The organism is Nocardia jinanensis, assembly GCF_014645735.1.
GTDB classification, from domain to species: Bacteria; Actinomycetota; Actinomycetes; order Mycobacteriales; family Mycobacteriaceae; genus Nocardia; species Nocardia jinanensis.
Genome location: NZ_BMMH01000036.1, coordinates 16792 through 41497 on the forward strand (window position 1 = coordinate 16792; position 24706 = coordinate 41497).

General features: G+C 68.2%; 18 protein-coding genes. 9 read left to right on the forward strand and 9 right to left on the reverse strand.

Annotated features, from left to right (window positions below):
• Window positions 1-132: 132 nt before the first annotated feature.
• The 6 genes from IEY68_RS33875 to IEY68_RS33900 all read right to left on the reverse strand — a co-directional run bounded on the left by IEY68_RS33875 (window position 133) and on the right by IEY68_RS33900 (window position 7766).
• Window positions 133-324, reverse strand: a complete 192-nt coding sequence (locus IEY68_RS33875) for a PspC domain-containing protein (RefSeq protein ID WP_063001148.1) — start codon at window positions 322-324, stop codon at window positions 133-135.
• Between the two features lie 138 nt (window positions 325-462).
• Window positions 463-1848 (reverse strand): phosphoglucosamine mutase, encoded by a 1386-nt coding sequence (gene glmM, locus IEY68_RS33880; RefSeq protein ID WP_063001141.1) that lies wholly within the window; start codon window positions 1846-1848, stop codon window positions 463-465.
• Window positions 1849-2043: 195 nt separating this feature from the next.
• Window positions 2044-2556, reverse strand: a complete 513-nt coding sequence (gene rpsI, locus IEY68_RS33885) for a 30S ribosomal protein S9 (protein ID WP_189094668.1) — start codon at window positions 2554-2556, stop codon at window positions 2044-2046.
• Complete coding sequence (rplM, locus tag IEY68_RS33890) at window positions 2553-2996, reverse strand: 50S ribosomal protein L13 (RefSeq protein WP_063001142.1); 444 nt, start codon at window positions 2994-2996, stop codon at window positions 2553-2555. Before rplM ends, rpsI begins: the two co-directional genes overlap by 4 nt.
• Window positions 2997-3148: 152 nt before the next feature.
• Window positions 3149-5059 carry a hypothetical protein gene (locus tag IEY68_RS36635; protein ID WP_268241639.1) on the reverse strand — a complete coding sequence of 637 codons (1911 nt, stop codon included), beginning with the start codon at window positions 5057-5059 and terminating at the stop codon, window positions 3149-3151.
• An 88-nt stretch (window positions 5060-5147) separates the two neighbouring features.
• Window positions 5148-7766, reverse strand: a complete 2619-nt coding sequence (locus IEY68_RS33900) for an FHA domain-containing protein (RefSeq protein ID WP_063001146.1) — start codon at window positions 7764-7766, stop codon at window positions 5148-5150.
• A gap of 115 nt (window positions 7767-7881) precedes the next feature.
• On the opposite strand from IEY68_RS33900, the gene IEY68_RS33905 reads away from it, so the two are divergent.
• Entirely contained in the window at window positions 7882-9315 is a 1434-nt protein-coding gene (locus IEY68_RS33905) for a neutral zinc metallopeptidase (RefSeq protein WP_058853044.1), read from the forward strand.
• Between the two features lie 20 nt (window positions 9316-9335).
• Here IEY68_RS33905 and IEY68_RS33910 read toward each other — a convergent pair whose 3' ends face one another.
• A complete protein-coding gene (locus IEY68_RS33910; RefSeq protein ID WP_058853043.1) occupies window positions 9336-10880 on the reverse strand; it encodes an FHA domain-containing protein in 1545 nt (514 codons plus the stop codon).
• Between the two features lie 144 nt (window positions 10881-11024).
• On the opposite strand from IEY68_RS33910, the gene IEY68_RS33915 reads away from it, so the two are divergent.
• The 8 genes from IEY68_RS33915 to IEY68_RS33950 all read left to right on the forward strand — a co-directional run bounded on the left by IEY68_RS33915 (window position 11025) and on the right by IEY68_RS33950 (window position 20124).
• On the forward strand, window positions 11025-12233 hold the full coding sequence (locus tag IEY68_RS33915; RefSeq protein WP_058853042.1) for a DUF7373 family lipoprotein: 1209 nt from the start codon (window positions 11025-11027) through the stop codon (window positions 12231-12233).
• Between the two features lie 303 nt (window positions 12234-12536).
• Entirely contained in the window at window positions 12537-13697 is a 1161-nt protein-coding gene (locus IEY68_RS33920) for a TauD/TfdA family dioxygenase (protein WP_058853041.1), read from the forward strand.
• Window positions 13669-14679, forward strand: coding sequence for an ornithine cyclodeaminase family protein (locus IEY68_RS33925; protein WP_189094669.1), 1011 nt, complete (start codon window positions 13669-13671; stop codon window positions 14677-14679). The genes IEY68_RS33920 and IEY68_RS33925 overlap by 29 nt, the downstream gene beginning before the upstream one ends.
• The gene (locus IEY68_RS33930) at window positions 14670-16052 is read left to right on the forward strand and encodes an alanine racemase (protein ID WP_082681080.1); all 1383 of its coding nucleotides are present in this window, start codon (window positions 14670-14672) and stop codon (window positions 16050-16052) included. Before IEY68_RS33925 ends, IEY68_RS33930 begins: the two co-directional genes overlap by 10 nt.
• A gap of 56 nt (window positions 16053-16108) precedes the next feature.
• Window positions 16109-17245 carry a PLP-dependent cysteine synthase family protein gene (locus IEY68_RS33935; RefSeq protein WP_082681079.1) on the forward strand — a complete coding sequence of 379 codons (1137 nt, stop codon included), beginning with the start codon at window positions 16109-16111 and terminating at the stop codon, window positions 17243-17245.
• Window positions 17242-18645 carry an MATE family efflux transporter gene (locus IEY68_RS33940; RefSeq protein ID WP_058853040.1) on the forward strand — a complete coding sequence of 468 codons (1404 nt, stop codon included), beginning with the start codon at window positions 17242-17244 and terminating at the stop codon, window positions 18643-18645. Before IEY68_RS33935 ends, IEY68_RS33940 begins: the two co-directional genes overlap by 4 nt.
• 308 nt (window positions 18646-18953) lie before the next feature.
• Window positions 18954-19436: a pyridoxamine 5'-phosphate oxidase family protein gene (locus IEY68_RS33945; RefSeq protein WP_058853039.1), complete on the forward strand. Its 483-nt coding sequence runs from the start codon at window positions 18954-18956 to the stop codon at window positions 19434-19436.
• A gap of 112 nt (window positions 19437-19548) precedes the next feature.
• The gene (locus IEY68_RS33950) at window positions 19549-20124 is read left to right on the forward strand and encodes a TerD family protein (protein WP_058853038.1); all 576 of its coding nucleotides are present in this window, start codon (window positions 19549-19551) and stop codon (window positions 20122-20124) included.
• A gap of 11 nt (window positions 20125-20135) precedes the next feature.
• Here the strand turns inward: IEY68_RS33950 and IEY68_RS33955 are convergent, their stop codons facing one another.
• Both IEY68_RS33955 and mfd read right to left on the reverse strand, forming a co-directional pair.
• A complete protein-coding gene (locus IEY68_RS33955; protein WP_058853037.1) occupies window positions 20136-20903 on the reverse strand; it encodes a nucleoside triphosphate pyrophosphohydrolase in 768 nt (255 codons plus the stop codon).
• On the reverse strand, window positions 20900-24514 hold the full coding sequence (gene mfd / locus IEY68_RS33960; protein WP_058853036.1) for a transcription-repair coupling factor: 3615 nt from the start codon (window positions 24512-24514) through the stop codon (window positions 20900-20902). Before mfd ends, IEY68_RS33955 begins: the two co-directional genes overlap by 4 nt.
• Between the last annotated feature and the right edge of the window lie 192 nt (window positions 24515-24706).

The following is a 24706-nucleotide window of genomic DNA, read 5'->3' on the forward strand; positions in this document are numbered from 1 at the left end:
GACCACGGGAACGATTTCCCGTTCATCTTTCCATCCCCGACCGTACAGCGCAGCCCCGCTCCTGGACAGGAACGGGGCTGGTGGTGGCTATGGGACACAAGGGGTTACGGCGTTGCCGAACCGGCTGCGCGATCAGCGCTTCGGCATGAACAGCCACAGCGCGAGATAGATGAGGAACTGCGGGCCGGGCAGCACACAGGACACGACGAACAGCAGCCGGACGATACCTGAGCTCCAGCCGAAGTATTCGGCGATACCGCCGCAGACTCCGCCGATCCACTTATCGGCGGTGGAGCGGGTGAAACGGCGTGCGGGGGCGGTCATGGCGGTCCTTTCGATCGCGGTTGCTACACCGTCCACTATCCGCACCGTCACCGGACGCTCGCATCGGTAGCGCTACCGACCCGCACCCTGATTTCCGGGGCCCGTGGCTCAGGGTGGATCCCTGAGCCACCTACCGGTTCAGACAGCCGCGACCAGCTTCGCGAGATCGTCGGCGAGTTGCACAGCCCGGTCGTGATCCTCGGCTTCCACCATCACCCGGACCAGCTGTTCGGTACCGCTGGGGCGCAGCAGGATTCGACCGGATTCGCCGAGCAGGTCCTCGGCCGCGCGGACGGCTTCGCGGACCCCGGGATCGGAGGTGACCGCGGATTTGTTCGAGACCGGGACGTTCACCAGCACCTGCGGCACTTTCTGGATCACACCCGCCAGCTCGGCCAGCGGTTCACCGGTCCGCGCCATCCGGGCCATCAGTTGCAGGCCGGTGAGGATACCGTCGCCGGTGGTGCCGTGCCGCGGGAAGACGACATGGCCGGACTGCTCGCCGCCCAGTGTGTAACCACCGGTGCGCAGTTCCTCCAGCACATAGCGGTCGCCGACGCCGGTGGTGCGCACGGCGATTCCGGCGGCGCGCATCGCGAGATGGAGTCCCAGATTGCTCATGACGGTGGCCACCAGGGTGTCGTCGACGAGAGTCCCGGCTTCCCGCATACCGATGGCCAGGATCGCCATGATCGCGTCACCGTCCACGACATCGCCCGCCGCGTCCACCGCCAGACAGCGATCGGCATCGCCGTCGTGGGCCAGGCCGAGATCGGCTCCGTGCTCCCGGACCGCCTGCTGCACCTGCTCGAGATGGGTCGACCCGCATCCGGCGTTGATGTTCAGTCCGTCGGGGTCTGCGTTGATCGCGACGACTCGGGCTCCGGCCTCCCGGTAGGCGGCGGGCCCGACTTCGGACGCGGCGCCGTGCGCGCAGTCCACGACAACCGTCAGCCCGCTCAGGTCCTGACCGGTGGCCTCCACCAGATGCTCGATATAACGTTCGTGGGTCCCGCCGACGCTGAACTGATCGGGCAGATCCGAACCGGGCTGGCGCGTTCCGGCGGCGCCGAGCACCCGGCCGATCTTCGCTCCGGTCGGGCGATCGAAGCCACCGGCGTCGACCTGTGCCTCGATACGTTCCTCGACGGCGTCCTCGAGCTTGTGCCCACCGGCCGCGAAGATCTTGATTCCGTTGTCCGGCATGGGATTGTGCGAGGCGGAGATCATCACACCCAGGCTCGCGCCGTACAGGCCGGTCAGATAGGCGACAGCCGGAGTGGGCAGCACGCCGACCGGTAACACATCCATTCCCGCGGCGGTCAGTCCCGCGGTCACCGCGGCCTCCAGCATCTCGCCGCTGGCGCGCGGATCCCGCCCGAGGACCGCGATCCTACGGTGGCCGGAATGGACGTTCCCGCCCAGTACCTGCGCCGCCGCCCCGGCGACCCGTAACGCCAGCTCCGGACTCAACGAATCGTTGGCGAGCCCGCGTACGCCGTCGGTGCCGAACAGATGTCCCATACCTTGCCCCTCGTCAGTGAGTCCACAGCGCGCGACGATCCCTGCCGAAACTGCCCTCGGAACGGCCGGCCGGCGAACACCGCGGTAGATATAGCACGAGAGCAGGCGACCGGACTCCGGCCGGTCGCCTGCTCTCGGAACCGACACCGGCTCGCCCACCCGCACGCGGCGGGCGGACAGCCGGCATCGGCGATATCAGCGCTTCGAGTACTGCGGCGCTTTACGGGCCTTCTTGAGGCCGTACTTCTTGCGCTCGGTGGCACGCGGGTCACGAGTGAGGAACCCGGCGCGCTTGAGTGCGGGACGATCGTCCGCGTTGACCACGATCAGCGCCCGGGCGATGGCCAGACGCAGCGCGCCGGCCTGTCCCGAGGGGCCGCCGCCGTGCAGGCGGGCGAACACATCGAAGCCTTCGACGCGCTCGACGGTGACCAGCGGCGACTTCACCAGCTGCTGGTGCACCTTGTTCGGGAAGTAGTCCTCGATCGAGCGGCCGTTCAGCACGAAGTTGCCGGTACCCGGCACCAGGCGCACGCGGACGACGGCTTCCTTGCGGCGGCCGACGGTCTGCACCGGGCGATCCAGCGGAGCCGCGTACTCGACGAACTCGGCATCGTCGTCGTAGGACACGTCTTCGTCCAGCACCTCGGCGGCGGCGTCCTCGACGACCGCTTCGTCGTATTCGGTGAATTCCTCGGGAGCGGTCACTGGGCCACCTGCTTGATCTCGAACGGAACGGGCTGCTGAGCGGTGTGCGGATGGGTCGGGCCCGCGTACACCTTCAACTTGCCGGCGATCGCGTTGCCGAGTTTGTTCTTGGGGATCATGCCCTTGACGGCCTTCTCCACCAGCCGGTCGGGGCGCGCTTCCAGCACCTGGCCGACAGTGCGGGACTTCAGGCCACCGGGATGCCCGGAGTGGTGGTGGATGAGCTTGTTCTGCCGCTTGTTGCCGCTGATGGCGACCTTGTCGGCGTTGATGATGATGACGAAATCGCCACCATCCATATGCGGTGCGTAGGTCGGCTTGTGCTTACCGCGCAGCAGATTCGCTGCCTGAACGGCAAGACGGCCGAGCACTACGTCAGTGGCGTCGATGACGTACCACTGGCGGGTCACGTCACCCGCCTTCGGGCTGTACGTAGGCACAGTGCTTCCCTGTCTGTCGTCGATGCTGCCGGCCCAGGTGCGTGGTCGAGGGGTTCCCGGCGGCCGGTTGAGACCCGGGCCTCGGCGTTCCACACACCAGCGGGCCACGATACCAGCCGGGTATCGGCACCCGGAAACTGCCCGGACGCTGCTCAGATATCGATCGGCGGGCCCGGGTCGGCGATACCCGGCACACCGGGCACCGAGTACCGCAGGGTGTCGATACCGGGTTCCGCGCATTCGGCCCGGTCCGGCGCCTCGGCCGCGCCGGGCTCCGGCGCCGATCCCCGCACGGAATCTCCCGGTCCGGGTGCGGCGGGAACACGGGCGTAGAGCGGGTGACCGGTACCGCCCGGCGCCTCGTCGCCGGTGGCGGTCCGGCCGTGCGGTTCGATGGTCACCCGCGGCATGGGCACGCATCCGGCCGTCGCGGTCGACACCGGGTGGCCCGGGGCGACCGGAGCGGCGACCGCGGTCTCGGTTCCCGGTTGAGCCCGCGCTGTTCCCGCCGCGTCGGTACCCCAGGCCGTGGCAGCGAGTGCGGCCACCCCGATAACGGCGTGCGCGCCGAACAGGTTGTCCTTCATCTTGTTCCAGAGTTTGCCCTTGCCCCGGTCACCTTCCGGTTCCGCACCGGTCCGCGATTCGGCGGCCGGTCCGTTCCGGCCGGGTTCGGGCCATCCGGGCCCCGGCGATACCGCCGATTGGTTACCGGTCGCCGGATCCGGGGCCCGGGTGAACCGGCTCGGGGGCCCCGCTATCGGCGGCGGCAACTCCCCGCGCTCGACCTTCACCGTGGCTTCCTGATCCGGTGAACCGTACGGGGAGGAATTGGGCGGACCGGGTGGCGGCGGTGCGGCGGGCCCGCCCTGGGCCTGTCCCGGCAGCGGACCACCGGCGCCGGACGGCCCGGGCCCGGCGTGCGGCGGGTAGGGGCCCGTATCCGGGACATTCCACTCGGGAGGTTTCGGGGACGGCGGCCCCGGCGGCGCGGTATTCGGAGCCGGTACCGGTGGATGCGGCCCGGGCGCGGGTCGATACGAGTCCGGCGGCGGGTTCTGACCGGGAGCGGGGCCGTTCGGTCCGGGACCGCCCGCGGGCCACCCGCCAGCCGCGTAGTTCGCCGCGGGCGCACCGTGTTCCGGCTGCGGCACCGGCGCGCCCGGCGCGGCCTGCGGGTGAGGGGCCGGATCCGCTTCGTCGTCCTCGTTTTCGCTGATCAGCAGGTGTGTGGCGCCGAGTACCAGCGCGTGCATGGGATGTTCGGCCTTCTTCAGCCGCTGCCCCAGATGGTTGCGGAACGCGAACCGCAGGGTTTCGTTGAACACCACCTGCCCGGCCAGCAGCACCGTCGAATTGTCCGCGCCGATCGAGCGTGCCGCGGCCATCACTTCGATCACGGTGTCGTCGGCGATCCGGGGATTGCGGGTCGATTCGGGGTCGATCGACACGTACACCGATTCGGTCGGCCGCTCGTCGTCACCGTGTACGGCGACGACGAGTATGTTGGCGCGGCCGTCCACGACCTGCCCGTCGAAATGGACCGCGGTGGCCCCGATGCCCTCGGGTAACACGGGGTCGGGCGGCCGGACCAGGCCGAGCGCGCGTACGTAACCGGACAGTGCGATGGATTCCGGAATCGGCTCGACCTCTACGTCGAGTTGTTCGACCAGCTGGGCGTACGCGTCGATCTTCGCGTCCGGCCAGTCGTCCGGATACGGCAGTGCGACCACATCGGGCTTACCCCGCAGATAGGTCCCCACCGACGCCAGCGGGTTGTAGAGACGGGCCCGGAACACCAGCTCGGCCGGCCAGGTGGCCCCGGCTATGACGATCTGGGGATGACCGAGGATCTCCCGCACATCCGGGATCGCCATCCCGAGATCGGGCCGCTGCCGGTCCGCACCGGCGGTGTAGAGACGGCCGGAGGCGTCGGCCAGCAGATAGGCGGGCGGGTTGTAGCTTCCCTCGACCTGCACGGGGCGGATGGGCACGCCGGATCCGCCCGCGGCGACGGACACCACATCCCACCCGAGATGTACCGCCCCAACTCGCACCATCACAGGCATCAGTGTGCCTGGTGTGTGGTCGTCGCGCTCGCCGCCCCCACCCACCAGCGACGGGGGCAGCGGATCGGCCCGTTCGACGCTCTCATCTCGCGGACTTCTTCAGTCGCAAGCGGGTCCAGGTGATGAGTCCGAGCACCACTGTGATGGCCACCACCAGGCCGATATCCAGGAACCATGCGCTTCGCGTATGTTCCCAGAACCCGTCCTGTTGCGATTGGACGAACAGTGAGCGAATATCCACCGTCGATGCTCCGGCGGCGTAACCCCAGCGCGAGGGGAACAGCCACGAGACCTGTTCCAGCACCACGCGATCGGTCACCGGGATCAGGCCCCCGGCCATCACCAGCAGACCCATGATCGCCACCACCAGCAGCGGCATCACCTGTTCACTGGATTTGGCCAGACTGGACAGCAGCAGTCCGAACACCACGCAGGCGACGGCCGTGGCGGCGATATCCAGATAGAGTTCGGCGCCACCGATGGCCAGCACCGACCCCTCCTCCGGCCGCTTCTTGCCCAGCAACACGAAACCGATCATCACACCCGACTGCAGCAGCGCGGCCACGCTGAAGACCACGATCTTCGCCGTCAGGTACGCACCCGACCGCAACCCGACCGCGCGCTCCCGCAGGAAGATGGTCCGCTCCCCGACCAGATCACGCACGGTGAGGGTGGATCCCATGAAACAGGCGCCGAGGATGAGCACCACCAGCAACTGCTGCGGTTCGGAGCTGCCGATACGGACGAAGCTCCCGTCGTCGGTCTGGGTCAGCGGCGGTGGCGAGAACCCGTACTGGCCCGGCACCACCAGCGACAATCCGCCGAGCACGAACGGCAGCACCACCAGGAAGACGAGGTAGCCGCGGTCGGCCAGGATCAAACGCAACTGCCGCCGGGCCAGGGTGGAGAACTGTTTCCAGGCGCCGGACTGCGGGGGCGAGCCCCCGCCGCTCTGCCGCGCGGCAGGCGGCGGTGGTGGTGGCAGCGCCGCCTGCCGGGATCGGTAGTGCGCGAACGCGGCGTCCGGGTTGGCCGCCACATCGGCGAAGATCTTGGCCCAATCGCTGGTACCCAGCGCGGCTTCCACACCCGCCGGGTTTCCCGCGTAGGCGGTTTTGCCGCCGGGCGCCAGCAGTACCACCTGATCGCACATGTCCAGGCAGGCCACGGAGTGGGTGACCACGATGACCACGCGGCCGGCATCGGCCAATTCCCGCAACATCACCATGACCTGCCGGTCCAGTGCCGGGTCGAGGCCGGAAGTCGGTTCGTCCAGGATCAGCAGGGAGGGACCGGTGAGCAGTTCCAGCGCCACCGACGCACGTTTGCGCTGACCACCCGAGAGCCGGTCGACCCGGGTATCGGCGTGTTCGGTGAGCGAGAGTTCACGCAGGACACCGTCGATGACCTGCTGCCGGTCCGCTTTGGAGGAGTCCGGTGGCAGCCGAAGTTCCGCGGCGAAGCCCAGCGCCTGCCGGACGGTCAGCTGACGGTGCAGCACATCGTCCTGCGGGACCATGCCGATACGCGAACGCAGCGCCTCGTATTCGGCGTGCAGATCACGGCCCTCGAAGCTCACCGCACCACCGGAGGGCTGGGTGCTGCCCGCGATCAGCCTCGACAGTGTGGACTTACCGGCGCCGGAGGGTCCGATCAACGCGGTCAGTGTGCCGCGCGCGGCCTGCATGTTCACATCGACGAGCAACTGTTTGTTGCCCTCGACGGTGAACCCGACCCCGTGCACGGCCAGGCCCTGTTCGGCGACCGGACGCTGCCTGTGTACGAGGGTGCCCTGCTGTACCTCGAAGTCGATGTTGCCGATGGTGATGATGTCGCGTTCGCGCAGTGCGGTGCGCTGCTGACGGACACCGTTGACGAATGTCCCGTTGGCCGAACCGAGGTCCTCGAGGGTGAGGCCCTCGGCGCCGGCGACCAGGCGCGCGTGCTTACGCGAGGCCAGTGGATCGTTGACGACGATCTGGTTGTCCGAGGTACGCCCGATCGCCAGACCCCCCGGCGGGATCCGGTCGGCCCGGGCGATCGGCCCTTCGGTGGCCCGGTGGCGCACCGGCGGTACCGCCGCCACACTCGCCTTGGCGGTCATGTTCACATTGGCGGCCTGCGGCGGTACCACCGGCGGCCGGCCGCCGGTGGCGACCTGCGGTGCCCGGGGCGGTTGCCCACCGTGCGGCGGCCACGGCTCCGGCGCCGGACGTTGCGCGGGCAGCGGCTGGCTCGGTGCCGGTCCGTGCTGCCCGTGCGGCGGGACCTGCGGTTGCGAACCGGATTGCGGCCGCGGCGGCGGAGCGGGCCGCCGCAGCGGCTGCGACTGCTGGGGTGGCCGTGCGTGCGCCTGCGGGCGCGGCGGTTGCTGTTGCTGCTGGGGGACTCCGGAGGGAACGAGCCAGAGCAGCGGACCGCTGATCGCGTCACCGAGACGGACCTGGGTGGGCCGGTCGATGGGAACAGGCCCACCGACTCGCCGCGCATCGACGAACACCCCGTTGGTACTGCCGTTGTCGGAGAGTACCCAGGCTCCCGACTGCCAGGCCAGTATCGCGTGTACTCGTGATACCAGCGGACTGTCGACGAACAGCGTCACATCGGGCGCGCGGCCCAGCGTGATCTGCTGATTCGAATCGAAGACTCGTTCGGTTCCATCATGGCGCACCGTGATGGTGCGCACCCCCGGTGCAGACATGCAGCGGATACTATTCCATTACCCGGGCGTCGGAGGTGCCCCCGAGCGGGGGCGATCTCCCCGCTCCGGAGGCAACGTAGTTGCACCCGAACCGGCCGAAAATGGGGGAGGATCCATGCCGAAACTCACGACTTCCGCTGTCGTCGTCTCGGCCCTGTGCGCACTGTTGCTGGTCACCGGGTGTACCCGATCCGTGGACGGTCGCGCGGTATCGATCTACGACAATCCCTTCCAGGTGGCCGGTCTGCCGACCACGAGCGGTCCCAGCGGTCCGCGGGAGAACGCCCCGACCTCCGATCTGATCGCCGAACACGGCGACGGCGGTGAGGTCGATACGCTGGCGCTGAACGCGGTGACCGATGTGCAGGCGTATTGGGAGGAGCACTACGGCGCCGAGTTCGAGGGTGAATTCGAACCGGTCGACAAACTGATCTCCTGGAGTGCCCGGGATTCGCGTCGCGATTCGGTGGAGTTCTGCACGGAGTCGACCTATCGCATGGTGAACGCGGCCTACTGTCGGCTGGACAACTCCATCGGCTGGGACCGGGCGCTGCTGCTGCCCACCATGACCGAGACATTCGGGCAGATGTCGGTGGTGATGGTGATCGCCCACGAGTACGGGCACGCGATCCAGAACAACGCGAAGATCGTCGATCGCGACGATCCGGTGATCGTCAAGGAACAGCAGGCCGACTGTTTCGCCGGCGCGTACATGCGCTGGGTCGCCGAAGGAGAATCGGACTACTTCACCATCAACACCTCCGACGGCCTGAACTCGGTACTGGCCGCCACGGTGGCGATCCGCGATTCCGACCCCGACGACCCCGAGAGCGTGCACGGCTCGGCCTTCGAACGGGTCTCGGCGGTGCAGATCGGTTTCACCGACGGCGCCAAGGGCTGTAAGGGGATCGATATGGACGAGATCGAGCAGCGCCGGGGTGATCTGCCGCAGAGTTTCGAGGGGGCGTCCGGGGAGTTCGAGATCACCGAGAAGAGCCTGGTCGAGCTGAGCAAGGCCCTGTCGGTGATCCTGCCGACCCCGAAGGAACCGACCTATCGCTACGACGGCGCCGAAATAGAGTGCAGCGACGGGGTTTCCACCGAACCCGTCACCTATTGCCCGGCGAGCAACACGATCGCCACCAATATCGACGGGCTCGCCGAGCGTGGGACGGCCACCGATGATTCGGAAGTCCCGCTACCGGTGAAGGTCACCGGCGATTTCAACGGTTATGTGGTGTTCATCTCGCGCTACACATTGGCGGTACAGCAGAGCCGGGACCAGGGGCTGGTCGGCGCGAAAACGGGACTGCGGGCGGCCTGCCTGTCCGGGGTGGCCACCGGGAAGCTGGCGGAATCCGGGCGCGCACAGGGCGATATCACGCTGGCGGCCGGGGATCTGGACGAGGCCGTATCGGGTCTGCTGGCCGACGGCCTGGCCGCCAGCGATGTCGAGGGTAAAACGGTGCCGAGCGGATTCTCCCGAGTGGACGCGTTCCGCGCGGGCGTTCTCGGCGGCGAGGACACCTGTAGCGCCCGGTACGAATAGAGCAGGTGCGCGCCGCCGTCTCACAGACCGAACGGCGGCGGCGCGGCCGATTCGTACCGCAGCATCCGGTGACCGATCAGGATCTCGCTCCCCGGGACCAGCACCACCGGTTGGTGCGGCGGGATACGGACCCAGTCGCGGTAGCCCGCGGCCCGGGTGCGGGTGCCGTTGGTGGACCCGCGATCGACGAGCGCCACATCCCAATTGACCAGCCGCAGTTCGGCGTGCGCGCGTGACATCCCGCCGGAATTGTCGATCACCTGCAGCGGGGTGAGCCCACGCCGGGCCGGTTCGGAATGTTCCGGGTCGCGGCCGAGCACGGAATCGCCTTCCAGTAGATAGGTCGCGCCGTCGTCGAGGACCAGGATGCCCAGTGGCGGCCGCACCACTTCGATCAGCGGTTGGGTCTGATCCACGGGCATACCGCAGACGCTGCAGAAGGCCGCGCGCGGATCGGTGGGATGCGCGCGCGCACATTTGAACCCCATGACCTTGACAGTGAGCGCATTGCCCTTGGCCGTGGCCTCGGTCCGGCGGCGCAGTTCCGGGTCCAGCGGCGGGGTACCGCGCTCGACCGGCCCGTGCGCCACGTACGGCAGGTCCTGGCGCGGAGTGGGATGCGCGGGGGTCCGCCGGAGTGGATCGGCATCGTCCGGCCGGGCGCCCGGTGTGTCCTCCGGTCCGGTGCCGCCGCGCGATAGTTGCCGTCCGCTGATCTCGGTCTGCGCCCGATGCGGATCGGTATCGCTGCCATCGCGCGACCCGCCGGCGAGTGCGGGGTCGCCCACCCCGGCGCCGGGCCGGCTGCCCCGCTGGGAGAGTTCGACCGTATCTATCAACGGCGTCGATACCGCCGTGACCACAGCGTCCGGGTCCGGGGACGATACCGGCTGCCGATCCGGCGATCCCCGCAGCGGCCGGACAGTATCCGCGGTCTCCCCCGGATCGGCGGCCGGCTCCCGGATCGTCCGGCTCCCGGTCGCGGTGCCGGGCGCGACGGCCCCGCCCGGGTCGCCGGGGGGCGTCCAGGCGATCACCCCGCCGGCCTCGGCGATCCCCTCCACCAACCGGCCGATACCGCGGGTGGACGGTAGTGCGGGCCGGAAATCCTCGTCCGGGTCGACGGAGGTGTCGTCGACGAACAGCGCGACCGCTCGGGCCGGTGTCGCCGCCGCACGGTCGACAGTGAACACCGCGTCCCGGCCGTGGAAGTACTCGCTGTCCACACCGGTGAGCACCGCGGTGACGGCGCCGTGCAGGAATATCGCGACGCGACCGGGCCCCGCGGCGGAGAGAATGCCGAAATCTGTCGAGGTCCCCGGGCTGGTCCGGTCCGACTGCGCCATGAGCCATCTGGTGGCTTCGCGGGCGATCAGCGCTCCCGGACCGTCGGGCCGCCGCGCGGCTGCCTCGTGCACCAGTTCGGCCAAGGCCACGAGAGCTCGCATCGCGGGGGCGTCCTCGGTGGGCCGGCCGGGCCCGCGATGGGCGACCAGTACCACCGCGCCCGCGACCCGGGCCGCCGCGTGTGGTCCGGCGACGACCTCGACCTGCTGATCCCGCATCGGGATCAGCCTCCGTCGGAGTCGCGCTGCGGTTCGCCTGCCACCGCTCCAGGGTATGGCACGGGGCCCGGCGCCCCTCCCCGAGATCGTCCTCGGTCGGGTAACTTCGACACCGCAGCTTCGATCGGAACGGGGGGCCAGCCCATGGTTCGGATATCGCGTGCCGGCACCGTCACCGCGGTCGTCGCTCTCGTGGCGGCCGCACTGTCCGGATGCGGTTCGCTGGCCGGGACGGCGGTCCCGGGGGAGATCGACGTACGCACCCTGGCTGTCGGCGATTTCCCGGTCGAGAAATTCAGCTATCCGGGCGATGCCGGCGACTACGGCCCGATACTGGAGGGCATCCGGATGTCGGAGTCTGTCGTGACCAGCGATCAGATCGACCCCGCACTGAAATACGGCCGCGGGTCCAAGGTACTGCCCGATCCCGCCACCGCGATCGACTTCCTCGCGAATGTGTCCGAGCCGGTGCTGAAGAACCGGAAGTTGGTGGTCGGTTACGCCGTCAGTGGCGCCGACCGCGACGATCCGGAGGGCCAGACCCGGCCGGAGTCCGGCGCCACCGCGATCACTGTGGTGGCACTGCGTTTTCCCGACACCACGGCGGCCACCAAAGCGGCCAAGGAGCTGGAGGACGCCGATATCAATGTCTCCCGGGACAACCGGCGGCTGAAATCGGACGAATATCCCGACGCGTTGGTGCACTGGCGGCCCGGTATCGCCAATATCGGCGCATTCCTGGCCCACGACGAATTCGTGATCTCACTGTTCGTGCAGCGGCCGAAAGCCGATAGCTCGGATCTGGTGTCCTGGGTCGACAAAACGCTCACCGCCCAGCTCGCTCAGCTCGGCCGGTTCCGGCCGACCCCCATCGCGGATATCGCGGATCTGCCGGTCGATCCCGAGAACATGCTGTCCCGGGTGGTCGTCGCCGATCGGAAAGGGCAGGTCCCCGATCCCGACAAGTTCGCCGTCTACGGCCGGAACCACCTGATCGATTCGGCCGACGATCAGCCCACCCGCGCCCGTCTGCTCGACGAATCCGGTTTCGAGAGCGCCGCCTACGCCGACGGCAGTTCGGTGGCCCGGGTGCGCGATCCGGCGGGCGCGCCGATCCTGGTGGACGGTTTCATCGAATCGGCGGGCGAGGCCTACGATCCGTATCCCGCCGTGGCCGGTGTTCCCGGTGCGAAATGCCTGCGGCTCAACGATGAAGGCGATCCACAGCACCAGTACCGGTTTCGTTGCTTCGTCCCCTACAAGCGGTATGTGGGCGTCGTGTCCAGCGATAACGAGACCGAGGTCGAGCAGAAGACCGCGGCCCAGTACGCGTTGCTCGCCAACAGTCTCTGATCCCACGCCGGCCGGACGGTGACCCGCACGGAATTCGTTGCGGCGCGGACACTCTCGCCGCCCGGCGCGCCGCGCCGATTTTGCTCCAAGGGCAGGCTAGCCTTACCGTGTTCTGCGTCTCATCACAGCACGAACGCCGGGCGCCCGCATACCCGCCCACCTGTACGTTGAGTGTTCAATGCGCAATTGCTATCACACGCCTTAGTTAGGTAACCCTTGCTATGGCCGCGCAAAGGCACTAATTTCGCACATCGAATCCGCACTCCGGTACTCCGAACAACGCTTCCGAGAAGGGGAATTTTGGTGAAAAGCGTTCTCTCCGAACGTAAGACGCTTCACCCACCTAGCATCGAAGATATCGAGCACCGCGAGTTACCCGAAGCCGCCGGACAGGCCGTACGTGAATTGGCCGCTGAGATCGCGTTCACACTGGATCCCGCCCCGGGCGCTGCCGCGCGCACCCTCGCCGACCCCGCTCTGCTCGAGCTGATCCGCGCTCGTTCCGGCGAACTTCCCGCGGCGGTCCGCCGGGCGATGCGCCCACCGGCGGCCCCGGCCGGAGCCTGTGTACTGCGGCGGCTGCCACTGCGTGACGACGAGATCGGCCCCACCCCGCCGGATTGGCAGACCGCGACCGCGTGGACCGCCGAATCAAACCGCCCCGGCTGCTCGTTCGAGCTGGATATCGCCATGCTGCTGCTCGCCGCGGCGGCCGGCGAACCCTTCGGCTGGGCCGGTCAGCAGGACGGACGCCTGGTCAACAACATCGTGCCCGCCGTCGGCCACGAACTCGAGCAGTCCGGAGCCAGCAGCACTATCCTGCTCAGCCCGCACACCGAGGACGCGTTCCATCCGCGGCGCGCGAACCTGCTGCTGCTGAGCTGTCTGCGCAACCCAGACCGGGTCGGCACCACGGTATCGTCGGTGCGCCGAGTAGAACTGACAGCGGCGGAACAGGACACGCTGCGCAGACCTACGCTACCGATCCTGCCGGATGTCTCCTACGGGTCCGGATTCGACCGCGACACCGCCATATCGGTGCCCACACTGTGGTGCGAGCCCGGGTACGAAGGCGTATCCGGGGCGCTCACGATGCGGTTCGACCCTGCCTACACCCCGCTCGACGAGGCCGATCCGGATTACCGCGCGGCCTACCGGCGGCTGGAGGACGAACTCGAACGAGTCTGCGTACTGGCCTGTCTCGAACCCGGAGAGCTGCTCCTGGTCGATAACGACGTCGCAGTTCACGGCCGGGTCCCGTTCACCGCGCGCTACGACGGCACCGACCGCTGGCTCAAACGAGTGAACATCCGGCTACCCGAACGCCCACGCCGCGCGGCCGAATCCGAGGAGAATGGATACGGTCAGCAGATCATCGCGCCCTTCGCGCCGCCACCGGCGCAACGGGCGCGAGCAGAGCGGAACGGTGCAGTAGATGATCGAGGATCCGTTGAGCACACGTGACCGAGCGACCCCCTTGCGTATCCTGAGCCGCGGCGATCTCGCCGATGTGCCGGTGGCCCCGGTCGAGGTGGTCCGCGCGGTGGAGGAAGCGTATATCGCACTGGCCGCTGGGGATTCCGATAATCCACGCAAGCTCAGCGTCGCCAATCCGGACGGCTGGTCGGTCGCCTACGCGATGCTCGGCCGCGACGGCCGGCGCCGGGTGGTCGCCATGAAGACGTCGTACAAGTTCGATCCGGGTCACGACCGCACCACGAAACGCTACTTCACGACCATCACGCTCTACGACGACACCACAGGCGCGCCCATCGCCATGATGGACTGCTCCCGGGTGGGCGCGCTGCGGACCCCGGCGGTCTCGGCGCTGCTGGTACGCGAAACGCTGCACCGGGACGCGGAAGCCGTGCTGCTCGTCGGCACCGGCACCCAGGGCCGCAACGCACTGCCGCATCTGCTGGCCGCCAATCCGCAACTGCGCAAACTGATGTTGTACGGCACCCATCCCGAGGGCATCGAGGCGGTACACCGGCAGCTGGCCGACTACGCACCGCACGCGCTGCTGGAGAATGTGGACGATCCGTACGCCGCGGCCCGGACGGCCGACGTGGTGCTGGCGACCGCCGGGCCGGGCACCGAGGTGGCCATCGAATCCGAACACCTGAAACCGGGTTCGGTAGTCGTTCTCGTGGGTTACGGACTGGCCCCCTCGACCCTGCACGACGCCGACCGGGTCGTCGCCACCAGTGCCGAGCAGATGGCGCTCACGGGCACTGATATGGCCGACGACAACGGCGAACTGCGCCGAGTCGACGCGGAACTGCCACAGATTCTGAGCCGGCGGGCCGTGGCCCGGCATCGGGCGGAGGACAAGATCTTCGTCTACAACAGCGGTCTGGTGCTCACCGATGTCGCGGTGGCGCACGCCCTGGCCGTCCGCGCGATCGCCGAAGGCCGCGGCACGGAGGTTCCGCTATGGGATTGACCGGAGCCGACGCCCCGGCCGGAGCAGAACCGGGTTCTCCCGGCCGAAACGCCGGGACGGTGGCGGTACCGGTGCCCGCCCGTCGCGATCGATGGGAGCAGCAGGTCCTCGCCGACCCGCAACTCCTGGGCGATATCGCCTTCGCGGTCGGGGGCCCTTTCCATCTGATGTATCCGGCCAGGGTCGTGGACAATATCCGGGCATTCCAGCGGGTTTTCACCGAATCCCGGGTCTCGGGAACCGTCTACTACGGCAAGAAGGCCAATAAAGCGGCCTGCGTGGCGCGCGCCTGCGCCACCGCCGGGGCGGGTATCGATATCGCGAGCACCGGTGAACTCACCGCTGCGCTGGGGCAGGGAATCCGCGGATCCGAGCTGATGGTCACCGGCCCCGAGAAATCCGACGAGCTGCACTGGCTGGCCGCCCGGCACGACTGCCTGATCGCGGTGGACAGTATCGGTGAGCTGAAACGACTGGCCGCATCGGATATCCCGATGAGAGTCCTGCTGCGGGCCCTGCCCGCGGCGTCGGCCAGCAGGTTCGGGATGTCGGCCGAGGAACTCGACCACGCGGTGTCCGAGGCGGCGGAGTATCCGTCGATTTCGGTGCAGGGCTTCAGCTTCCATCTCTCCGGTTACGACCCGATTCCGCGCGCCGATATGGCCGGGCAATTGCTCGACCGTTGCCGTGCCGCACGCTCACTGGGCCATCCGGCGACCATCATCTCCCTCGGCGGCGGCTTCGGTGTCGACTATGTTCCCGCCACCGAATGGTCGGCATTCCAGCAGCAGGTGACCCGTCGCTGGTTCCATTCCGGCAAAGCGTTCGAGTCGTACTACCCGTATTCCTTTCCCGAGCCCGGCCCGGCCATGCTCGCCACGATTCTCGAACGCGACGATCTCGCGGGCCGACTGCGGCGTACCGATACGACCGTCGCGGTCGAACCGGGCCGCGCCCTGCTGGACCGGGCGGGCAGCACGGTTTTCCGGGTACAGGGCGGCAAGACCCGCCATGAACACGGGCAGCCCTACCGGATCCTGACCGTGGACGGCTCCAGCCTGAGCCTTTCCGAACAATGGTTCGACAGTGAATACCTCCCCGACCCGGTGCTCTGGCCCGAGGAGCCCGGTACCCCGACGGCCACCGTCGTCGGTGCCGCCACCTGCCTCGAATCCGACATGCTGAGCTGGCGCCGGATTCCGCTGCCCCGCGCAGCCGTTCCCGGCGATCTGCTGATCTACCCGAATACCGCCGGATATCAAATGGATTCCAACGAATCGCCCTTTCACGAACTACCCCTCCCGCCGAAGGTGGTGCTCTCCGAGGCACCGGGCGGCCGGTATCGCTGGGCTCTCGATCAATCCTGTCAGTGAGACCGGCAGCCCCGGTCTCGTCGCACTGCCCGCTATCGACGCCCAGGAGAACCGCCATGTCCCTCGTCACCCGTGTCACGGACCTGATCGGCCGCACCCCGCTCTTCGAATTGGCCGCGACCCCGTCCGGCACCCGATTACTTCTCAAGCTCGAACAGTTCAACCCCACCGGCGCCGCCAAGATCCGGATGGCGCGGGAAATGGTTCTCGACGCGGAGCGTCGGGGTTTGCTGCGCGATGGCGGACATATCATCGAATCCACCTCCGGAAATACCGGGCTCGGTCTCGCGGTGGTCGCCGCCGAACGCGGCTATCGTTTCACCGCGGTAGTAGACCATCACGCGAGTAAGGACAAACTGCGGGCGATGCGGGCAATGGGCGCGGAGCTGGTTTTCGTCGCCGACGACGGTGACGACAATCTGGCGACCTCGGCGCGGGAAGATCACGCGGCGGCGATGGCGGCCGGGGAATCCGACGCGTTCTTCACCGAACAGCACAACAACGACGCCAACGCCGTGGGGTATTACGCGGTCGCCGAGGAATTACTGGCCGAGGTGGACCGCGTCGATATCCTGCTGTCCGCGGTCGGTACCGGCGGTTCCCTGTTCGGTACCGCGACCCGGCTGCGACAGCTGGGTTGTGTACCGCGGGTGATCGGGGTGGAACCGGTCGGGTCGATCGCCTTCGGCGGAGCGGGCGGACCGTACTGGCAGTCCGGCACGGGCACCCCGCCCGGGGCCACCATCGGCACCGCCGTGGACTACGACCTGCTCGACGAGGGAGTGAAGGTGACGGATCGGGCCGCGTTCGCCACCTGCCGCGCGGTATCGCGCCGGCTGGGCCTGATGCTCGGTGGTTCGGCGGGCGGTTCGGTCCATGCCGCGCTGACCCGGCTGGAGGAGTTCCCGGCCGGGTCCACCGTGGTCACCATCGTCTGTGACGGTGGCGAGAAGTATCTCGATACCGTCTTCGACGACGATTGGATGGCCGCTCGTGAACTGCTCGATACCGAGGCCGAACGCGAAGTCCACGCCATGCTGGCGCAGTACGCCCCGGCGGGCCGGGGCAATCATCCGGTGGGGGCGGCTGTTTTGAACGATGCCGCTGCCGGGAATACCCACGCCGTCCGCGTCGCTCGACCGGGCGATCACGACCATACGGAGGAATCGGACACTATGGTGCGGGCCCGGTGATCAGCACACCCCTCTCGCGATATCGTCCCGACGCCCGGCGGCTGGCCGCCCTGGCCGCCCCCATTGCGCTGACCCAGCTCGCGCAGGTCGCCGTTTCCACCACCAATATCGCCCTGATGGGCAGCCTCGGTGTACGCGCGGTCGCCGCGGGTGGTCTGGCGCTGGTGCTGTTCAACCAGATCCGCACCATGTGCGTCGGACTGATCACGGGCAGCGGTAATCAAATCGCCGCCGCGGTGGGCGCCGCCGGAAAACGCGGCGAGGATCCCGACCCCGAGGTCCGCGAGGTGGTGCGGTCGAGTTTCCTGATCGCCACCATCGCCGGCCTGCTCGGCGGCGCGATACTGATCGGACTGGGCTGGTCGCTGCAGTGGCTCGGCCAGGACGCCGGCGTGCTGGCCGACGCGCGACCGCTGATGGTGGCGCTGGCGCCCGGTCTGCTGCCCTGCCTCTGGTTCCAGGTGCTGCGCCAATACACCGTGGGGATGCAGCGGCCGCAGGCACTGCTGGCGGTGACCCTGGGTTCGATCGCGGTCAATCTCGTGCTCGCCATGGCTCTCATCCACGGCTGGGCCGGGCTGCCCACGCTCGGGCTGACCGGTGTCGGGGTGGCGACCTCGCTGGTGTTCCTGCTCATGTTCGCCGTGTTGTGGACGATGGTGCGCCGCGATCCGGAACTGGGCCGCACCCTGCCGGTCCGCCCGTGGCCGGTGCGAATGGCGACCGTGGGCGGTGAACTGCGGCTGGGCACACCCATCGCCCTCACCTACGGTTCCGAGGCCGGGATGTTCTCGGTACTCGCACTGGTCATGGGCGCGCTCGGGCCGGCGGCGCTGGCCGCTCACAACGTGGTGTACCAGGTGATCTACATCGTGTTCCAGATAGCGATCGGTATCTCGCACGGCGCCTCGATCCTGGTCAGCCACAGTGTCGCCCGGGACGAGACCGCACACGCGCGGGGCCTGGCCTGGCTGGCGCTGCAGTTCGCCGGGGCGGTCACGCTGCTCACCGGCCTGGCCTATGCCTTCGTCCCCGACCTGGTGCTGCGCCCGTTCCTCGATCCCACCGACTCCGCGACGGTCGAGATGGCCCGGTCGCTGCTGCTCATCGGTATCGTGCTGCAGCTCTTCGACGCGGCCCAGAACATCGGCACCGGCCTGCTGCGCGGGTTGCAGGCCACCAATGCGGGTTTCCGGCTGTCGGTGGTCGGCTACTGGATCGTCGGACTGCCGACGGCGCTGGTCCTGGCCTATCCGGCAGGTCTGGGCGCGGCCGGGGTCTGGTGGGGACTGACCGCGGGCCTGGCCGCCACCGCTGCCCTCATGCTGCGCAAATATTTCAGCTTGCTGGACGAGCAGGACGCAATGCTCGCACCCCGCCAGCGGGAGGCTGTAAGTTAGGGTTGCCTTCCAAAACCCGAGGGAAGGAGTGGCGCGTACGTATCGTCGTCCTGTTCGGTTCGGAAATGGGCACAGCGGAGAAAGTGGCCGAGGGAAGCGCACCACCCGGATCTGACCGGCCTGCAAAAACAACCTACCTCGGGTTCTGAGGTTCCCCTTTCCGGCATCTCACCGATTCCGGTCGGTACCAGTGCGTTCCATCGCAGGTCGCGGCCGGTGCTTCCCACGCGCGTGTCCGCGCCGCCCTCTAGACTGGTACGTGGTGCGGCATACCCCCGCTGTACCACGTCGATCCAGGAGGGGACGATATGGCAGCCGCAATCAGTCCTGCGGAAGATCCCGCAACCGACCATCCCGAGCTGGAAGCACTGCCGGTATGGCCGCAGGAGACGATCGCGGTTCTGGTCACCACCGATCCCGCGCCGCATGCCATTCCGGTTTCGTGGCCCGTGCGCGCCGGTGACCGGCGAATCCTGCTGAGCCTCAAGTTCGATCGCGGATCGCTGGCCCGGCTGCGGGAGCGGCCGCAGGTCGCCCTGCTGATCCTGGGCGGTGGCAATGTGGCGCTGTGTGCTCGTGGTGCGGCCAAGGTTATCGCCGAGGAGATGCCCGGAGCCGATGATTATGTGGCGGTCCGGCTCGATGTGGACGTTATCGACGATCACCGGCAGTCGGCTTTCGCGGTCGCGCAGGGTATTCAGCGCACGGTGCTCGACGACAGCGAGCTGCGGGCCCTGGAGCACCGGGTGGCGACGCTGAAGTCCTGGGCCGAGAACGAAGAGAAGATCTGAGTCCGGCCGCCCGGCACAGTACTCATCCGGTGCGGCGGCGCCTCGTATACATCTGCCGGGCACCCCGGCGCCGTCGGCCATCGGGCGCTTCCGGCGCCGTGGGAAGGAGAATATGAGCGTCACACTGGCCAAGGGCGGCAATGTCTCGCTGTCCAAACAGGCCCCCAATTTGACCAAGATCGCTGTCGGCCTCGGCTGGGATGTGCGCACCACAGTGGGCGCCGACTACGACCTCGATGCCAGTGCCCTGGTCACCGGGCCGAGCCTGAAGGTCCTTTCGGATCAGCATTTCGTGTTCTACAACAACCTCCGGTCACCGGAGGGCGCCGTCGAGCACACCGGCGACAACCTGACCGGTGAGGGCGACGGTGACGACGAGGTGATCAATGTCGATCTGGCCAATACGCCGGAGACGATCACCAATATCTTCTTCCCGGTCTCCATCCACGACGCCGACCAGCGCGGTCAGTCCTTCGGACAGATCCGCAACGCCTATATCCGTGTCGTCGATCTGAACACCGGCGCGGAACTGGCCCGCTACGACCTGTCCGAGGACGCTTCCTCGGAAACCGCCATGGTGTTCGGGGAACTCTATCGCCGGCAGGGCGAATGGAAGTTCCGCGCGATCGGCCAGGGCTACGCCTCGGGGCTGGCGGGGATCGCCCGCGACTACGGAGTGAACATCTAGGACAGCCGCGGTCAGTGACCTCGCCGGGTGCCGGCCGGCCAGTGCTCGAGCCAATCCTCGGCGGACAGCGGAAGACGGGCACCCCGTGCGGTTTCGGCGGCGTCCTCCGCCTGCCGAATGGCAGTAGCGAAGGCGAGGGCGGCTTTGCGCAATCGCTCTTCGGCGCTCTCCGGGCCGCCCAGGTGGACGATACGCAGATCCTCCGGGATCAGATCCGCCGGAAGACCGGCACGCACGCTACGCGAGCAGATCTTCTCGGCCAGCGCCAGCGCCGGTTGCGCCATGGCGATACCGTCCAGGCAGGAACGCCGCGTCTTCTCCGCGGATTTCTTTTCCTCCCAGGCCTTTTCCTGCGCCGCCGCTTTCTCCTCGACCGTGGCCGCCGCACCGAAACCGTATTCGTCGGGGCCCGCGGCCAGATGCGGGCTGCGATTCACCAATTTGGCCACCAGGGCGGCGGCCACATCGTCGATGGTGAATTCCGCGGCCGCCTCGGCGATCCGGGAGTGGAACAGAACCTGCAACAGCAGATCGCCCAGCTCCTCCCGGATGGTGGCGGCATCCTCCTGCTGGATGGCGTCGAGCAGCTCGTAGGTTTCCTCGAGCAGGTAGGGACGCAGCGAATCGTGGGTCTGGGTGACCTCCCAGCCGCCGAACCGCCACAGCCGATCCATCACCTCCACCGCATCGGTCAGACCGGCGGCGACGGTGGCCGTTTCCGATTCGAGCACACCGGGTTCGGGGCGATCGGCCCGCTCGTCGCCGGGATCGGATTTCATCGCGCCGGACTCACCTCGGTCGCGACCGTGAGATCGACCGCTCCGGCGGCTTTGCCGTCGAGCGCGAGCAGCAGATCGGCGAGATACTGCAGCAGCACCACATCGCGCAACCGGTCGGCACCGACGCTGTCCCGCACCCGGGGCAGCGGCAGCTGCACGACCGAACTGGCCGCCCGGTAGGTGGCGCTCGGATATATCCGCTTGAGCCGCATCTGTTTCGAATCGGGCAGCGACAGCGGCGAAACCTTCACTGTCGTCCCGGTGACCGCGATCTCGGTGACCTCGTACTCACGCGCCAGCAGTCGCAGTTTGGCCACCGAGACCAGCCGGCCGACCTCGACCGGCAGCGGGCCGTAGCGGTCCACGAGTTCCTCGACCACCGCGGCCAGCGCCGGATCGTCGTGGGCGGCGGCGAGTTTGCGGTATGCCTCCAGCCGCAACCGGTCGCTGGCGATGTAGTCGGGCGGGATATGCGCGTCCACCGGGAGATCGATACGGACCTCTTTGGTCTCCTCGGTGGTGATCGGCTTCCCGTCCGCGGCGGCCCGATACGCCTCCACCGCCTCGCCGACGAGCCGCACGTAGAGGTCGAATCCCACGCCCGCTACATGCCCGGACTGTTCGGCGCCCAGCACGTTACCGGCGCCGCGGATCTCGAGGTCCTTCATCGCCACCGCCATACCCGCGCCGAGATCGGAGTTCTGCGCGATGGTGGCCAGCCGGTCGTAGGCGGTTTCGGTGAGCGGTTTCTCCCCCGGATACAGGAAGTAGGCGTATCCGCGTTCACGGCTGCGCCCGACCCGCCCGCGCAACTGATGCAGCTGAGAGAGGCCGAGGGCATCGGCCCGTTCCACGATCAGGGTGTTGGCGTTGGAGATGTCGAGTCCGGTCTCGATGATCGTGGTGCAGACGAGGACATCGAATTCGCGCTGCCAGAATCCCTGCACGGTGCGTTCGAGGGTGTCTTCGTTCATCTGCCCGTGCGCGACCACCACCCGGGCCTCCGGGACCAGATCGCGGATCCGCTTGGCCGCCTTCTCGATCGAGGACACCCGGTTGTGCACATAGAACACCTGGCCGTCGCGCAGCAGTTCGCGCCGGATCGCCGCGGTCACCTGTTTGTCGTTGTAGCCGCCCACATAGGTGAGCACCGGATGCCGCTCCTCGGGCGGAGTGAGGATGGTCGACATCTCGCGGATACCGGCCAGGCTCATCTCCAGTGTGCGCGGGATCGGGGTCGCGGACATGGTGAGCACGTCCACATGTGTGCGCAGCGCCTTGATGTGTTCCTTGTGTTCCACTCCGAAACGCTGTTCCTCGTCCACGATCACCAGGCCGAGGTTCTTCCAGCGCACCGCGGTCTGCAGGAGGCGATGGGTGCCGATCACGATATCGACCTCCCCCTCGGCCATCCCGGCGAGCACCTCCCGCGATTCCGCGGGATCGGTGAACCGGGACAGACCCTTCACGGTCACCGGGAACCCGGCGAGCCGTTCGGAGAAGGTCTGCAGATGCTGCTGGGCCAACAGGGTGGTCGGCACCAGGAGCACCACCTGCTTACCGTCCTGCACGGCCTTGAACGCCGCCCGCACCGCGATCTCGGTTTTGCCGTAACCGACATCGCCGCAGACCACGCGGTCCATCGGCACGGCCTTCTCCATATCCGCCTTCACATCCGAGATGGCGGTGAGCTGATCCACGGTCTCGGTGAACGCGAACGCGTCCTCCATCTCCCGCTGCCACGGGGTGTCCGGCCCGAACGCGTGACCGGGCGCCGCCTGCCGTGCCGCGTAGAGCTGCACCAGTTCACCGGCGATCTCCCGGACCGCCTTACGTGCCCTGCGCTTGGTATTCGCCCAGTCCGCACCACCCAGCTTCGACAGGCTGGGCAGCTCCCCACCCACGTACCTGGACAGCTGATCCAGCGATTCCATCGGCACGAACAACCGGTCGCCGGGCTGCCCTCGTTTACCGGGCGCGTACTCGATCACCAGATATTCGCGCCGCGCGCCACCGACCGTACGCTCGATCATCTCCACGAACCGGCCGATCCCGTGCTGGTCGTGCACCACCATGTCCCCGGCGTTCAATGCCAGCGGATCCACCTGGTTGCGGCGTTTGGCGGGCAGCCGCTTCCCGTCGCCCGGGGCGGTGACCCGGTTACCGGTGAGATCGGATTCCGCGACCACCACCAGGCCGGCGTCGGAGAAGATCACCCCGTCGTGCAGCGACCCGCACAACACCCCGACCACCCCGGGCACCGGCTCCGCACCGGCGGTCAACTCCGCGGCCGGAACCTCCGCCTCACCGAGCCGCTCCAGGGTGCGCTGGGCAGTACCGTGCCCGGCCAGCACCACCACCGCACGGCCGCCGGTTGTCACATGCGCGCGCAGCGAGGCGAAAATGGTCGCCACCAGTTCGTCGGAGCCCCGCGCGGTGGGGCCGGACTGCACCGGCAACTCCACTTCCGACGGATCACCGGACGCCAGCGGGCTCAGGGTCCACCAGGGCAGTTCCCGGGCCGCGGCGCTCGCCTGGATATCGGTGAGCGGGCGATAGGCCGACGCCGCCAGGTCCAGCCCGTGCGCGCCCAGCGGCGCATCGGCTCCGAAGGAGGCCGCGGTCCACGACGCCTCCAGGAACTCCTCCCCGGTCCGCATGAGGTCGGCCGCCCGGGTCCGCACTTTCTCCGGATCGCACACCAGCAGATGGGTGTTCTCGGGCAGCTGCTCGGTCAGCAGCCGCAGCTCGCCGGGCTGCAGCACCGGCAGCAACGCCTCCATACCCTCGACCGGAATACCCTCGGCCAGCTTCGCCAGCATCTCCACCAGCGCGGCATCCGCCGGATTCGCCGCCGCCACCTGCGCGGCCCGCTCCCGCACCGCCGCGGTGAGCAACAGCTCCCGGCACGGCGGCGCGACCACGGTATCGACCGAGTTCTCCCCCAGGGAACGCTGATCGGCCACCGAGAACGGCCGCAGTTCGGTGATCTCGTCCCCCCAGAACTCCACCCGGACCGGATGATCCGCGGTGGGCGGAAAGAGATCCAGAATGCCGCCGCGTACCGCGAACTCGCCGCGTTTACCGACCATATCCACCCGCGTGTACGCGAATTCGACCAGCCGCGCGACCAATTCGTCGAAATCGGCTTCCCCGCCGATTCGCAGCACGATCGGTTCGATATCGCCCAGACCGCTCGCCATCGGCTGCGTCAGCGACCGCACCGTGGTCACCACGACCCGCAACGGCTCCGCGAACACCGGATCCTCCGGATGCGCCAGCCGCCGCAACACCTCGAGCCGGCGCCCGACGGTATCCGCACCCGGCGACAGCCGCTCGTGCGGCAGCGTCTCCCAGGACGGGAACTGCGCGATCGCCGACCCCAGCATCTCGCTCAGTTCCAGTGTCAGATCATCGGCCTCCCGGCCGGTCGCGGTCACCACCACCACGGGCCGCTCGGCCGCCATGGTCGCCGCCACGAACGATCGCGCCGCCGCCGGCGCCACCAATTCCACCAGCGATCGCCCGAGCATCCCGGAAACGGTCCGCAACGCGGTATCGGCACCGGCCGCGGCGGCCAGTCCCGCCAGTGGTGGACGTGGGGCAGACATTTTCTCTCCTGAACGCCGAACGAAAGCGATTCCACCGGGCCTCGCGAGTCTATCGACGAGCATCCAGCGAATTACCAGCGGCTGTGTTTTCGGCGCGCTGGCGCGCGGGGGTTGAGGCCCTGAGTCTCGCCGTTCAGGCCTCGAGACTCGAGCCTTCGGCTCATGCGCTTTCGAGGCCTGAACGGCGAGACG